This is a genomic window from Acidovorax sp. 107 (assembly GCF_003058055.1).
Lineage (GTDB): Bacteria > Pseudomonadota > Gammaproteobacteria > Burkholderiales > Burkholderiaceae_C > Acidovorax.
On record NZ_QBTZ01000001.1, the window covers coordinates 4,289,206 to 4,302,874 of the forward strand.

At 60.8% G+C, this 13,669-nt stretch carries 17 protein-coding genes and 2 tRNA genes; 14 read left to right on the forward strand and 5 right to left on the reverse strand.

The window, feature by feature from the left end; all coding sequences use genetic code 11:
• The first annotated feature begins 288 nt into the window (after positions 1-288).
• The 8 genes from C8C99_RS20005 to C8C99_RS20040 all read left to right on the forward strand — a co-directional run bounded on the left by C8C99_RS20005 (position 289) and on the right by C8C99_RS20040 (position 5,765).
• Complete coding sequence (locus C8C99_RS20005) at positions 289-1,512, forward strand: replication initiation factor domain-containing protein (RefSeq protein WP_108626665.1); 1,224 nt, start codon at positions 289-291, stop codon at positions 1,510-1,512.
• A 22-nt stretch (positions 1,513-1,534) separates the two neighbouring features.
• Positions 1,535-1,855 carry a hypothetical protein gene (locus tag C8C99_RS20010; protein WP_108626666.1) on the forward strand — a complete coding sequence of 107 codons (321 nt, stop codon included), beginning with the start codon at positions 1,535-1,537 and terminating at the stop codon, positions 1,853-1,855.
• Between the two features lie 16 nt (positions 1,856-1,871).
• Positions 1,872-2,093: a hypothetical protein gene (locus C8C99_RS20015; protein ID WP_108626667.1), complete on the forward strand. Its 222-nt coding sequence runs from the start codon at positions 1,872-1,874 to the stop codon at positions 2,091-2,093.
• A complete protein-coding gene (locus C8C99_RS20020; RefSeq protein ID WP_108626668.1) occupies positions 2,083-2,289 on the forward strand; it encodes a hypothetical protein in 207 nt (68 codons plus the stop codon). Before C8C99_RS20015 ends, C8C99_RS20020 begins: the two co-directional genes overlap by 11 nt.
• Before the next feature lie 206 nt (positions 2,290-2,495).
• Positions 2,496-2,714, forward strand: a complete 219-nt coding sequence (locus C8C99_RS20025; protein ID WP_199226462.1) for a major capsid protein — start codon at positions 2,496-2,498, stop codon at positions 2,712-2,714.
• Between the two features lie 123 nt (positions 2,715-2,837).
• Positions 2,838-4,292, forward strand: a complete 1,455-nt coding sequence (locus tag C8C99_RS23865) for a virulence factor TspB C-terminal domain-related protein (protein ID WP_146186034.1) — start codon at positions 2,838-2,840, stop codon at positions 4,290-4,292.
• A gap of 10 nt (positions 4,293-4,302) precedes the next feature.
• Complete coding sequence (locus C8C99_RS20035; protein WP_233247272.1) at positions 4,303-4,596, forward strand: DUF2523 domain-containing protein; 294 nt, start codon at positions 4,303-4,305, stop codon at positions 4,594-4,596.
• Entirely contained in the window at positions 4,593-5,765 is a 1,173-nt protein-coding gene (locus tag C8C99_RS20040; protein WP_108626671.1) for a zonular occludens toxin domain-containing protein, read from the forward strand. The genes C8C99_RS20035 and C8C99_RS20040 overlap by 4 nt, the downstream gene beginning before the upstream one ends.
• 1 nt (position 5,766) lies before the next feature.
• On the opposite strand, the gene C8C99_RS20045 is transcribed toward C8C99_RS20040, so the two are convergent.
• Entirely contained in the window at positions 5,767-5,979 is a 213-nt protein-coding gene (locus tag C8C99_RS20045; protein ID WP_108626672.1) for a hypothetical protein, read from the reverse strand.
• 58 nt (positions 5,980-6,037) lie between these two features.
• The gene (locus C8C99_RS20050) at positions 6,038-6,400 is read right to left on the reverse strand and encodes a hypothetical protein (protein ID WP_108626673.1); all 363 of its coding nucleotides are present in this window, start codon (positions 6,398-6,400) and stop codon (positions 6,038-6,040) included.
• A gap of 402 nt (positions 6,401-6,802) precedes the next feature.
• On the opposite strand from C8C99_RS20050, the gene C8C99_RS20055 reads away from it, so the two are divergent.
• From C8C99_RS20055 to C8C99_RS20075, 5 genes are all read left to right on the forward strand, one after another.
• Complete coding sequence (locus C8C99_RS20055) at positions 6,803-7,393, forward strand: recombinase family protein (protein ID WP_108626674.1); 591 nt, start codon at positions 6,803-6,805, stop codon at positions 7,391-7,393.
• A 9-nt stretch (positions 7,394-7,402) separates the two neighbouring features.
• On the forward strand, positions 7,403-8,407 hold the full coding sequence (hrcA, locus tag C8C99_RS20060; RefSeq protein ID WP_108626675.1) for a heat-inducible transcriptional repressor HrcA: 1,005 nt from the start codon (positions 7,403-7,405) through the stop codon (positions 8,405-8,407).
• Between the two features lie 51 nt (positions 8,408-8,458).
• A tRNA-Ile gene (locus C8C99_RS20065) sits at positions 8,459-8,535 on the forward strand.
• Between the two features lie 207 nt (positions 8,536-8,742).
• Positions 8,743-8,819, forward strand: a tRNA-Arg gene (locus C8C99_RS20070).
• A gap of 84 nt (positions 8,820-8,903) precedes the next feature.
• Positions 8,904-10,949 carry a DUF6538 domain-containing protein gene (locus C8C99_RS20075; RefSeq protein WP_146186035.1) on the forward strand — a complete coding sequence of 682 codons (2,046 nt, stop codon included), beginning with the start codon at positions 8,904-8,906 and terminating at the stop codon, positions 10,947-10,949.
• 651 nt (positions 10,950-11,600) lie between these two features.
• Here C8C99_RS20075 and C8C99_RS20080 read toward each other — a convergent pair.
• The 3 genes from C8C99_RS20080 to C8C99_RS20090 form a co-directional block, all read right to left on the reverse strand.
• Positions 11,601-11,864, reverse strand: a complete 264-nt coding sequence (locus C8C99_RS20080; RefSeq protein WP_108626677.1) for a hypothetical protein — start codon at positions 11,862-11,864, stop codon at positions 11,601-11,603.
• Positions 11,865-11,889: 25 nt separating this feature from the next.
• Positions 11,890-12,249 (reverse strand): hypothetical protein, encoded by a 360-nt coding sequence (locus tag C8C99_RS20085; RefSeq protein ID WP_146186036.1) that lies wholly within the window; start codon positions 12,247-12,249, stop codon positions 11,890-11,892.
• Positions 12,250-12,310: 61 nt separating this feature from the next.
• Positions 12,311-12,814, reverse strand: a complete 504-nt coding sequence (locus C8C99_RS20090; RefSeq protein WP_108626679.1) for a hypothetical protein — start codon at positions 12,812-12,814, stop codon at positions 12,311-12,313.
• Between the two features lie 144 nt (positions 12,815-12,958).
• On the opposite strand from C8C99_RS20090, the gene C8C99_RS20095 reads away from it, so the two are divergent.
• Positions 12,959-13,669, forward strand: a complete 711-nt coding sequence (locus tag C8C99_RS20095) for a recombinase family protein (RefSeq protein WP_108626680.1) — start codon at positions 12,959-12,961, stop codon at positions 13,667-13,669.

Consider the following 13,669-nt stretch of genomic DNA (forward strand, 5'->3'; position numbering starts at 1 on the left):
GCCTGCGCTGGGGGTGTGCACCCGCTCTTACGTCAAGGGCTCCACCGCTTCTCTCCCCTGGCCTCGCGTCGAGATTCGTGGGCAATCCGGCGCCGGGATGCTCAACGGTTGGCACTCCATCGCAACCCTTGTTGATGACATGCCGCAGCGCGCCGCAGCCGCGCCCAGCAAGCGGAGCGCGGGCGCGGTAGCGGAGCGCGGTGCTATCAATTTTGGGGGGTGCGTAGCACCTCAGACAGCTTCGGTCCCCGATGGTAATCACGGGGACAACTTTCCAGAGTCAGCCGCATGACCCATCCCACATCGCTCGTTCTAGAGGGCAATGAGGTCAAGCTCCGTTTGCAAGCGGAGCGCGTCCAAACCGGCTCGCCCGTTCATGTCGATTGGCTGCGCTTCACAGTCAATCTGCGGTTCGCGCCCATTCCCACCGTTGAGCATCTTTTCCCGCCCGCCCAGGCATCGGAATTCGATCTGCGCTCAGAGCACCAACTGAGCGAAGACGATCGCCGCCGCGCAAAGCTCTGCCACCTGCTGCGCGACATTCCAGACCCTGACTTTGCCGCCAGCACACAAGCGCTTGAGCTGGCTAACAACGTCTGCGACATCCTCGGCGAAGGCTTCACCGTAGACCCCGAAATGAAGAAGGGTCACGACTTCTACCGCCACCGCTGGAGCATCCTGCGCGCTGGCAATGAATGCGGCTGGGTCGGCTTCCTCGCCTCCGGTGAAAGCCCACGCCAGCGTGCCCAGTCGAAGACCATTCATTGCAACCTGTACGGCGTCGCCTGCACGTTTGCTGCCCCAGGCTGGGCACCACGCATGGCCGACTACATGGACGAACACCGCGCCCTGGTCACGCGCTGCGATCTGGCCCTGGACTTCTTCGACGGCATCAGCGGTGGCATGGACCGCGTTGCCACTGACTACGACGCCGGGGCCATGGACCACTACGGCCACCGCCCTGAACACAACTGTGTGGGCGCTTGGCGTGCTGGTGGTGTGGGCCGCTCCTTCTACTTCGGCAGCAAGGCCGCAGGCAAGCAAACCAACGTCTACGACAAGGGCGTGCAGCTCTACGGCAAACAGGACGCTACCGGCTGGCAGCGCATCGAGTTGCGCTATGGAAACCAAAAGCGCCTGCTGCCCACGGACGTTCTGCGCAGGCCCGCCGACTTCTTCGCAGGTGCCAGCGACTGGCATGCACAGATGCTGGCTGAGCACGGCGCCATTGCAACGCCTGAGCCCATCAAAACAGAGCCACGCCTGCCCCTTGAAACCCTCATGGCCGAGTGCACGCGCAACGCCCGTTGGTTCTTCTCCACCGCTGGCAAATCAGCCGCGCTCGCGTTCCTCTACATGGACCGCGAAACCCTCATGCAATTCATTGAGAACTGCGCCGAGATGCCCGGTCGCCTTGCCAAGTTCAAGCGCTCCGAAGTCGAGCGCATCTATCAGCAGATGTTCAAAAAGATCTCGGGCTCCGGTGCTGGCCACACCGCGTTTGCCCACTAACCCAGGCCACGAAGGACTAACCATGAAGATGACCAGCAAAGCCGTGTTGCACGGCCTCAAGCAATCCAAGGGCGACTATGAGGGCCGCGCCTTCGACTCCACCACCTTCCACCTGTCGGTGGACATTGCCCAGTCCTCCAGCGGCGAAAGCATCGGCGTGGTCACTCGCCCGTTCAAGCTGGGTGACTCCACCGAGTTCCAAAAGTGGGCACACCTCAAAAATTCGTGGCCCCTCGGCGGCGTGATGTGTGAATGTGAGTTCGACATCGTGGCCGGTGCGGACAACACCACAAAGCTCACGCTGCTGGCGATCAAACCCGCCGCCCAGGCCAAGGCCGCGTAAGGCACCAAGGCACGCCATGCGCAACGTGATCCAGTCCCGCACAACAGGCGCTTTCCTCGCGCCCTCATACGAGGACGGCCAACCGGAGTGGACCATGTTGCTCTGCGAAGCCGCCATTGTCGAAGACCTCGAAACCTGCGTGCAGCTTATCGAGGACCACACCGAACCGTTCCACCGACCCCAAGTCGTGGACCTCGATGACCTCTACAAAAAGCAGGAGCCACACCTTGGAAATTGACCTCTCGTTCTTCGCCCAGCGCGTTGCCATGCTGGCCCTACTGGCGGGCTTCGTTGGCGGTCTGCTGTTCGTCCTGGTGCATGGCGCAGTAGTCGCCCTGGCTGAGCGTCTGCGCTCACGCGCCAACACTGCCGAACGCGTCGCCCAGGCACGCATTCGGCAGCAATCAATCATGCGGGCCATGCCTCGTGGCTGACCCAACTGTCATCGAATGCCCCAGCACCTGCACGGTGACTGTGGTGCATGAATTAAGCCTCCCTCCGCTGCAACTCGATACAGCGGATGGAGCAGCCATCGCGGGCGCCGTCCTCGCGGTCTGGGTAGTCGGCTGGGCATTTCGCATGCTCGTCCGCTCCTTGAACATCGACGGCAATTCATCAACCACCAATGAGGAAAACTGAAATGAACCGCTTCAACATGCAAACCCGTCGTGCAGCCCAGATCGCCGCTGCCTCTGCCCTCGTCCTGGCTTCGCAATCGCACGCTGCTGCCATCGATGTGACCCCCGTCACTGCCGACATTAGCGCTCAGGCCGCACCAGTGGCCGCCATCGGTGCTGCTGTGCTGGTGCTCTTCGTGGGCATCAAGGCCTTCAAGTGGGTGCGTAAGGCTCTGTCCTAAGCCCTCACTGCATGCGCTCCCTGACCGGCCGGCAGGGGCCTTGCAAAAGCTCACGCGGGGTGGGCTTCTTCAAGGTGCAAAACACATGGGCCTCTTCGTCATCATCGCCGTCTTGGGGGCCGCATGGTTCATCTTTACCGCCTGATCGCGGCGATGGTCATTGCCGTCTTCTCGGCCACTACGTTCGCTGCCATCGCGCCTGTTGTGAAGTATCGCGACAACCTCGGGCGTGTCGATACGGTCAGCGGTCTGGTTGCGTGGTGGCAGGCTTATGACCCGGTTTTTCCGTGTACCTCGCCGTACACCAACAAGGCTGCGACATGGGAAGCCCGGAACGTCACGGCGCAGAAGTTTGATCTCTACAAAGTCGGGTCCAACTGTCTCGGCACAGGTACATACAACACCCTAGTGCAGAGTCCCACCGCTTCGGGCTCTGCGTGTCCTACTGGCTCCGCCCTGTCCGGTGGCACTTGCCAATGTCTTTCACCGCTGGTTGAGGTTGGAGGTGAATGCAAGCTCCCTGCTTGTCCTGTCGGCCAGCATGAGGAAGGCGGTGCATGCGTTCCTGATGCCTGCAAGCCGAATGAAACCCGCGTCAATGGCGTGTGCGTTCCTGAGCCTCCCTGTCCAACTGGGCAGACCCGGGTTAACGGCAAGTGCGTACCCATGAAGTGCCCTTCTCAGGGAACGGTGTCGGACCAGTGGTACGAGCTCACATCACCGGGCACGAGTGCGACATGCCTGTTCAACAGCCAGGACAACACCTACTGCACCATGACGGTGAAGCCCAGCGTTATCGCTTCCAGCGGCGGCAGCAACACGTATATGGGCGGCTATGGCGTTTACACCGGTGGCACCTGTGGCCCTTCTGAGCCCGGAAAGCCCACGCCTGTGGACCCCAATAAACCTGATGGCGACCCCAATAACGGAACCAAGCCACCCGGCCCGAATGACCCCAAGCCGGACACAAGGCCCGGTGGCAGTCCCGGCGGCCCCGGCAGCAATCCAACGCCGCCAAACCCTGATGGCACATGCCCTGCTGGCACCTACAAATCGAACGGCGGTTGCTACCCCAAAGACCCGCCCACGCAGCCGCCAGACAATGACGGCAAGTGCCCTAGCGGGTACATCAAGGTGGGCGATAAGTGCGTCCCCCTGATGCCGCCAGAAGACAAAGACCCTGACGACAAAGACCCCTCGTCGTTCGGAGGCCAGTGCGAGGCGATCACCTGCGACGGCGACGCCATTCAGTGCGCCATAGCCCGCGACCAATACAAACGGTCCTGCCAGCTCATGGAAAAGGAAAGCGCTGAATCTCAGCTCTACGGCTCCAATAAGGGCAAGGAGGGCAATCAGACTGGGGAGCTTCCGGGCAATGAAACCATCAGCCTGTCGGGCCGCATCGATACCTCTGATGCGCTCGGCGGTGGCTCCTGCTTTGGCAATCTGAACGTCACTGTGTGGGGCCAGTCGGTGGTGCTGCCACTCGCTGACCTGTGCCAATACCTCGCCATGCTCGGCAACATCTTGGTGGCCGTGTCGATGCTCATGGCCGCCCGCATCGTCACTAGGGGATAGAACCATGCCAATGTTTGTTGCTGCCATCGGCGGCATGCTCATCAACCTTGTGGGCACCCTCGCGGGCCGCATCCTGATTGCTCTTGGCATCAGCGTTGTGACCTACACGGGTGTCTCTGCTTCACTCGATTGGATGAAAGCTGGCGCAGTCTCCGCGCTCGGTGGTCTGCCTGCCGACATGATCGGGCTGATCGCTTTCATGAAGGTGGGCGTCTGCATCAGCATCATCACCAGTGCCATTGCTGCACGTGCCATCGTCAGCGGCCTTAGCGGCGACAGCTTCAAGAAGTGGGTGATGAAATGATCTACCTCACCACTGGTGCGAACGGCGCAGGCAAAACGCTGCTGACTCTCAAGGATGTGCGGGCGCAGCAGCTCAAGGAAAACCGCCCGGTTTACTACCATGGCTTTGACATGGACGAGGCCAAAGCGGCTGAATTCGGCTGGCAGAAGTTTGACCCCAAGGATTGGCAAGGCCTCCCTGATGGGTCGATCTGCATCATGGACGAGTGCCAGAACGAATTCCCGTTGAGGCGCTCCGGCTCGGAGGTGCCTGAGTACGTGCAGGCCATCGCTCAGCACCGTCGCCGCCGCGGTTTTGACTTCTGGATGATCTGCCCGCACCCCTCGCTGGTCGATGTGTTCGTGCGCCGTCTGATCGATAAGCCATCATGGCATCGGCACCTAAAGCGTGCCTTCGGCGCTGATGTGGTCAGCGTCCTTCGCTTCTCGGCACCTGACATGAAGTGTGAAGAGCCCGGCGCAGGCGCTCGCGGCGAAGTGTCCATGGTGGGCTATCCCAAGGAGGTCTACAGCTGGTATCGCTCGGCCAGTCTCCACACCGGGAAAAGGAAAATCCCTCGCGCCGTGTTCGTCCTGGCTGCGTGCGCCATCGCTGTTCCCTCGGCCCTGTACTTCGCCATCACCGGCGTTTACAAAAACGCCACTAAGCAGGCCAAGCCCGCTACAGAAACGATAGCAAACGTGCCAGGCGGAAATGCTCCTCAAAACGGGCGGCAGGTTGCCCAGGTGATGACCGCTGCGGAATATGTCGACCACCGCACCCCGCGCCTGAAAGACTTCCCGCAGACGGCCCCGGCCTACGACGAGGTCACCAAGCCCACTGAGGCCCCGTACCCTGCGGCCTGTGTCCAGATGGGCAAAACCTGCAAGTGCTACACGCAGCAGGCCACGCTATTGCAAGTGTCCGGCGCTGCATGTCTCCAGATCGTGCAACAGGGCTTCTTCATGGACTGGAAAACCGCCCCCAGGGGTGAATTCAGTCCAAGGGATAGGGGCGACTATCGGCAAGGCCGGGAAGGCCATCAGCAGCCCCAGCAAGTGGCCCAGCTGGACCCGCAACGCACAGTCCCTGTGCCATCGCCTGCGGCCCGACCTGAGCCCGTGCAGAGTCAGTACCTCCAAGGCCTCGCTGCGCGCAATGCTCAGGTGCGTTCTAGCCTCACGCAATGATTCAGCCGCGCCGTGTTTGCTCTCTGGCTTCGGCCTCATCTTCAAGCATTAGCACCCATCGGTAGCCCTCTGGTGCCTCTGGTCGGCTGAACGGCGATGGCCCTCCGTTCTTTGGTTCCTTGTCAGCAAAAAACAGCAGATAGGCGGCTTGAATGAGGCCCATGCCTGATAGGGCTAGCAGCGCGTAGTACGTGAAATAGGGGAGTTGCTTCATGCCCTTAAAACTAGCACAGCCTTTCAAATGTCGCCAAAACGGATCTGGCCATGACAATTCAGGCGCTGACAACGATAGGGCAGCGGGCCAGCGGACGCATTGCGCGCATGCGGTCGATGTGCCCGCCGAAGCCCTTCCGCTTCACCGGCTCAGAGAACACCAGCGCAACTTGCGCAGCCTTCACCAGCTTGCCCAGGTCGCGCACCTTCTTCGCCAGCTCTCGCGCCCAGCTCGGGGCAGTCTTGCGGACTGGATAGGCCACCCGGCCCGCTGCCTTGAACGCCGCACCACGCTCGGCCCTGATCGCCCGCAGGAGGCGTGTCGTAGGCCGCGACGTAGCCCACACCAGCAAGCGCCCGAACTGCAAAGGCATCTGCAGCGCCAGAGCTTCAGGAAATTTGCGGTAGTTGATTGCGATCATGGTGTTCCCCTTCAGGTGTACCGGGCCCCTAGATTCCGAGCCGGACAACTGTTGTCTGTTGCCCGTGCAAGCTGGCCTTGCTTGCACCGTTCCCCTGAGTTCTTCGCCGTGCCATTAGCGGTGCCGGGATTGAGTTCCGGAGGGGGGAGGGTTTGTAAAGCGCAGCTTTATGGATTCCCCCCGCAGGAACTCAAAGCGCCCTCGGCGCGGTCCTGGCTTAGCGTTGGCCGAAGAGGCGAAGAAATCTGGGGAATGGTGCTGGGCACTACCTTTCACGGGCAACGGACGCCGCGCGGCGAGCGCCTAAAGCTGCGAAGCAAGCTCAAGCCAATTGAAGTCCTCGATAGCGCGCACCGTTTGATACATTCGTGCTATCAAAATTACAGCTAACTGATTACCGTTTTGACCATCTACGGCTACGCCCGCGTTTCGACAACTGAGCAAAACACCGCGACACAGCTCGCGGCATTCAAGCGTGCGGGCATCGAAAAAATCGTTCAGGAAAAGCGCTCAGCGGTAAAGCAGCGCCCAGAGTTGGAGAGGCTGTTGACCACCATGGTCAAAGGTGACGTGCTGGTGGTCTACAAGCTTGATCGGCTGGCCCGTTCTGTCTCTCACTTCGTCAAGGTTTTTGAGCATCTGAAAGGGAAGGGTGTCGGCTTCAGGTCGCTGACAGAGTCAATCGAAACCGATACGCCGCAGGGGCGCATGTTCTTGCACCTGCTGTCTGCTTTTGCAGAGTTTGAGCGTGAATTGATCCGGGAGAGGTGTCTTGCTGGTCAGCGGGCAGCTCGTGCCGCTGGGAAGACATGGGGCCGAAAGCGGGCTCTGGCAGATGATGATGTTGCCCAGGCCGCAGCGTGTTGGCGTTCGGGCTGGTACGACCAGCGGACTCTTGCGGATATGCTGAGCGTTTCCATCAGTAGCCTGCGCGACCACATCCACCGCCATGAGGGCAGGGGGCGTTGGGCGAAGACTCGATTACAAAAGTAAAATCATTCCATGCTCGATGACCGTGCCAAGTTGTTGCTCAAAGCCCTGGTCGAGCGTTACATCGCTGATGGGCAACCCGTGGGGTCTCGAACCCTTTCCCGTGCGTCGGGGTTGGATTTGTCGCCGGCCACGATCCGCAATGTCATGGCTGACCTCGAAGAACTGGGACTGATTGCAAGTCCGCACACTTCTGCAGGTCGCATCCCTACTGCGCGCGGGTACCGGTTGTTTGTGGACACCATGTTGACGGTACAGCGAGAGTCTGTAATGCCACCACAACTGGCCCCAGAACAGCCACAAAAGGTCATTGCAAACGCTGCGCAGCTTCTATCCAGCCTCTCCCAGTTCGTCGGTGTGGTGATGGCACCTCGGCGTACCTCGGTCTTTCGGCACATCGAGTTTCTGCGACTCTCTGAAAAGCGGTTTCTGGTCATCATCGTGTCCCCTGAGGGCGACGTCCAGAATCGCGTGATTTTTACCGAGGTGGACTATTCGCAGTCTCAACTGATAGAGGCCTCCAACTTTCTGAATGCACACTACGCAGGGCTTGCGATGGAGCAGGTGCGAGAGCGCTTGAAGTCCGAGGTCGATGTGTTGCGTGGGGAGATCGCATCGCTCATGCAGGCTGCGGTCAACGTGGGTTCTGAGGCGCTTTCAGAAGCGCAGGACGAGGTGGTGATCTCTGGCGAACGCAACCTTCTGTCAGTCAGCGACTTCTCCAGCGACATGGGTAATCTGCGCAGAGCTTTTGACCTGTTCGAGCAGAAGACACAGATTCTTCGGCTTCTGGATATTTCCAGCCAGGCGGAAGGTGTGCGCATCTACATCGGTGGAGAGAGCCAAGTGGTGCCATTTGAGGAGCTTTCGATCGTGAGCTCGCCCTACGAGGTCGATGGAAAGGTGGTGGGAACGCTGGGCGTGATAGGCCCCACGCGCATGCCCTACGACCGCATGATCCAGATTGTGGACATCACTTCCAAGCTGGTCTCCAACGCCCTCAGCCACCGCAAGTAAACGCCCTACAATACGGCGCTTGCCCCGTTGTATGGCGCTGGAGCATGGCTTGGGGCGTTAGCTCAGTTGGTTAGAGCAGAGGACTCATAATCCTTTGGTCGTTGGTTCAAGTCCAACACGCCCTACCACCCTCGTTTGCTGGACGAGGTATTAACAACAAACGCATTTTTTCAATCCGAATCGCGCAGTTTGTTTTTTTGGAGCCTTCAGCGTGCATTACAATCGTAGCTAGCGCTGAATTGATGAGTTGTTCGAATGCCTTGCTAAGAGGCGTCAAGCAACAAGCAAGCAGATTTTGAGGGAGACCAAAAAATCATGCTATAATTCAAAGCTTAGCGGCTGTAGCTCAGCTGGATAGAGTACTTGGCTACGAACCAAGGGGTCGTGGGTTCGATTCCTGCCAGCCGCACCAATTGGTAAGCCTCCCGTCTGAAAAGACGGGAGGCTTTTTCCATTTTGGCGCCTCGCTACACCACACCGCTACAAGGTGTGGATCATGGACGGTTTCTTTCGGCGTGGGGATGTGTGGTGGGCGCGCCTTGCAGTTCCGGCGCGTCTGCGTCAGGCGGCAGGGCGACGCGAGTTCGTGCAGTCATGCCGCACCACCGACAAGCACGCAGGGCGCGTGGTTGCGGCTGCGCTGCTGGCACAGTGGCGGCGGAAGCTTTTCGAGCTGGGAGGCGGGCGGGTGGACATTGAAAAATTGGTCGGTGGTGGCCCGGCCCTGGTGGCGGGCGGGCATCTGTCGCTTCAGCGCGCGGTGGAGCTGTTGGGCTTTGACCTGGGTGATCTGCTGCGGGCCGCCAGCGCCGGGCGCATCGGTCTCCACTGTCGGATTCCGCCCGGGGCTGCTAACGGGTTCGTCGTGCCGTCGCAGTCGCTTGAGTCTGTCGATGCTGAGTTGGGCCAGGCTGGCGGCGTGGTGATCCCGAGCCCCAATGGAGCCCCCAACGACAGCATCCGCGCGCAGATGGTGGGGCAGGTGCTGCCCCTGGTGGATTCGGCCATCGTGGCCGGTCAGGTGCTGGCTGGTGAGTTGGGCGCGGTGGAGCTGGTGTGCATGGAGGCGCCAGGACGGCCCGGGTGGCTCTACGTGCCCGATGTAGCGCCTGTTGTATCGGTGGGTAGCCTGGAGGTGCTGGCTGTTGAGCTGGAGGCGCTGCGGGCCGCTGCAGTAGCAGTGATCCCAGCTGAGCGCATGATGGCAAAGACGGTGACGGCCCCAGAGCCCCCAACACAGCCCCGGGGTGGGAAGTGGGCGGGCAAACGGTTTTCTGAGGCGCTTGAGGCGTATTGCGCAAGCCCCGATGGCCTACCCAAGACGCTGGCCTCTGAGGTTGAGCAACGCCAGCGCAAGGCCGGGATGATGCTGTTCCCTGAATTCATGGGTGATCTGCCCCTGGGGGCAATTGATGGTGACGTGCTACGCCAGTACCGGGACGGGCCATTGAAGACTTTCCCGGGCAATGCAAACCATCTGCCAAAGGAGGTAAAGCGCCCCACCATGAAAGCGACGATTGAGGCACTGCGCGCAGCGCGTCCTGATTGGCCGCTCATGAGCCCCACTATGCAGCGCGAGCGCATGCAGTGGTTGCGCCGTTTTTTTGCGTGGCTGGTTGCCCGTGGGTACATGGACGCGGACCCTTCGTCTGGGCTGGCTGGTGAGACAGGGGTGTCGAAGGCGGATGCGAAGGCCGCGCGTCGGGATGCAGCCGCTGCGCGCAAAGAAGCAGGTGAGGAAGACGGGCGTGGGCCGTTCTCTGGCGATGAGCTAACGGCGATCTTTTCGCAGCCTCTGTTTGTGAGGGGTCACGGCCGCCATGTGGTGGGCGCTGAGCGTTGCGGGCCGCATGAGTTCTGGTTGCCGCTGCTGGGGTTGTTCGGTGGCTTGAGGTTGAAAGAAGCGTCTCAGCTCCGCTTAACGGATGTGCGGCAGGTCGATGGCGTGTGGGGCCTGGACCTGAACGAAGACACACCGGACAAGAGTCTAAAAAATGAGCAGTCTGCGCGGCTGGTGCCGCTGCATCCGGCGCTGGTCGCGGCTGGTTTTCTGGACTACTGCGACCGGCTGCGGCGTGAAGGATTTCGGCGCGTTTTCCCCGAGCTTTCATGCGTGGCCTCTGACGCCCGCTACAGCAAGGACAGCGGGCGGCGAATGTCGATGATGTTGGAAAAGCTGGGCATGCCGCGTGATGGTGGCCGGGTGTTTCATTCATTCAGGCACAACATGAACAACGCGCTGGCACGGGTGCCAGCTGAGGTTCTGGGCTTTGCAGATGCCACGTTGGCGCGCGTGGCCCGGTACGCGATCATGGGTCACGACCTGCCGCCGGGTGAGCGAGATGTGAACACCGCGAGCTACCTACGCGGGAGAACGAGCGAGATGGCTGCCCTGGTGGCCGCTGTGCAGTATGAGGGGCTACCGACTGTTGCGCGCTTCGATGCTGGTTGGGGCGTCGAGGCGATCCGGGACGCGCTGGGGCGCAAACATGGCGACCGCAAGGGCAAGGAAGACATGGGCGAGGTCTTGCACTTGCGATAAGAGGGGGCCCTCGAAGCCACTGGATAGACCCCGTACTTTGCCCTGGTTTTGCTATTTCGGGCTGTTCTGGCGCGAGCGCGTTTTTGAAGCCCCAGGATACCCATGATGGTTCACTGAACCTTATAGGTAGAGGTCCAAGCGGGGGAAAAACTACATGATACCCTTCAAATAAGAATTATTATCATCTGTGGGTATAAAGGTCTACGGTGCCCCCTGGTGTGTTGCTGCGGAGTCGAGGCGGTTACTCTCTGTGGGCAATGGCCCATGCGGTGTGCGGCGTAGCCGCGATGCGCTGATGGCCCGGGCCGTTGGTGTCTTCTTGTCTTTCTTCTTCTGTCGGGTTGGTGAAGCCAGTTGTCCCCCTACCCCACAGCGTTCTGTAGGGTGGGGGCTGGCTTGACCACCCGGCCTATTCACCGCCGGGGCGGTTGTCGGTATAGGTGTCCACTCTGCGCACGGTCACAGCTTGTTTTGAGACAGGCACCAGCGCAGTCAGCCATGCGCCTGTCTCTCACCCCACGCACCCTGTAACGACTACGACTCGTCGCCGCGCCCTGTCGGTGCTGCCGCTGTGTGGGGTTCCCTCTAGCGGCTTTATCTTCCCCGTGCCGAGCGTCTGGATGCCGACAAGCACGGGTGCATACCTGGGGGTTAGAACACCCGGTTCAAGACCTCCCGGGCGTGGTGGTGCGCGCTTTCATGGGCGTCTGCCAGTTCCACGATGACGACGTTTCCGTCTGCGCCGTCCTGGATGGCCAGGAAGTCCACGCCGCTGCTGTCGGTCATGACGAACGTCCGGCTGCCGCCGTTGTCGTACTCGAAAAGGCATTCGCTGGTTTCGTAGATGGTGGCGAACTCGCTGGTGTCGATGGCGCGGGCGCTGAGGCCAAAGGCGGCCTTGTTGGTGGTGGTCATGGGTTCCTCTCGTTGATGATGATGATCAGGCCGCGCGTCTGAAAAGCGTTGCGGGCGCTGTTGGTGTGAGGGCCGGGCGCGCGTTGCGACTGCGCCAGGGTTGCAAGTGGCCGTGGTCGTCCACGACGAAAAACTGGGGCGGGCGGCTCGCCTTGACGCCGGGATCCGCAGCGCGCACCGCGTCGATGAAGTCCTGGACATCGGTCTGCTTGTACAAGACCACGTTCCCGTTGCACGCATACGGCATCAGTTGTTGGCCGTACAGGTCGGGGGCTTGAGTGCCTTCGCGCGGGCTTCTGCGAATGTCCGCAAGGAATGGATACCACGCCACGGCAGCGCCGGGCAATTGGCTATCCAGCTGGGTCACGGTTTGCTGGATGGACAACAGGCGGAGTGTTCTACGAATCATTGGGTTTTCCCTTCTTCTAGTTTTTGATCTTGTGCGGTTAGGCGCCGCTGCGCCCGCGATGGGTGGCGTCGTCTAACGCCTCTCTGGCTGCATCTGCCAATGTCGCTGCCAGGCTCAAAGCCTGGTTTGGGTCGAGGCGGTAGACCGTGGGGCGCGGGCCGGGCACGCTCATCTGGACAAACGGGGCGCCAGTGGCCTCATCCACCGCCGCGCATACAGTGGCCTGCGGCCATGCGTACCCGGTGCTGCTACCTCCCATGCCGACACCAAAGGCGCCCAGCACTTCAGCCACTCGCCCCGTAGGGCGCACATCGCCGATGCGCAGTTGCTGGTGAAACCGGACGAACTCACTGAGTTCGCTGCGGCTGTAGAACACCTGCCGCCCCATCTTCACCAGGGGAATGCGATAGATGGCCTTCTTGCTGTGGTTGCGGTTCTCTCGCAGCCATGAGGCCCACTGTGGCGCGGTGCGTTCCGGCAGTGCCTCTGCTAGCACTCCTGCTGCCAGCTCGGCAGAAATCAATTCTTCTGTCGCGTTCATGCGCCTCCTTGTTGTTATGAGGTGCTCATTGTAGATATGAAGCAAATAAAAAGTCAATGTTTCTTTTTTAAGGCTTCATTTTGCGTCAAAATTCAACCTGACTAAAAATTAAACGTCCGTCTTATCACTTCGTCAGGAGCGCTCATGCCACCCGAAACCCGCCATGCCGCCGTCGCCTACTACCGCGTGTCCACCACCGGACAGGAGCAATCGGGGCTTGGTCTTGATGCGCAGCGTGAAGCGGTTGCCCGTTATCTGAAAGGCGCTGGCTGGGAGTTGGTGGATGCGTTCACCGAGACGGAAACCGGCAAAGGGTCAAACGCCCTGGCCAAGCGCCCGCAGCTCCGGGCGGCCCTTGAGCTGTGTAAGCGGCGAGGCGCAACGCTCGTCATTGCCAAGTTAGACCGCTTGGCCCGCAACGTGAATTTCATTTCCGGCCTGCTTGAGGCTGGGTGCGATTTCGTGGCCGCCGATATGCCTCAGGCGAACAAGGTGATGATCCAGATGCACGCAGTGATGGCCGAGTGGGAGCGGGACCAGATCAGCCAGCGGACAAAGGATGCCCTGGCGGCATCGAAGGCGAGCGGTACGAAGCTGGGGACGGCTGGACCTGCGAACCTGCGCAGGAACATTGAAGAACGCCGGGACGCGGCAAACGATTTTGCCGCCAAGCTGGCGGGCGTGGTGGAAGGGTTCCAGGCGCGCGGACTGAGTCAGCGTCGGATGGTGGCTGAGCTGAACACCGTGGGCATCAAGGCCCCGCGTGGCGGGGCGTGGTCATTGAGACAGGTGCAGCACCTGTTGGCGCGCCTAAAGGCGGATGAACCTGGCGAGGCTGCGCGCGGTAGCTGGTGA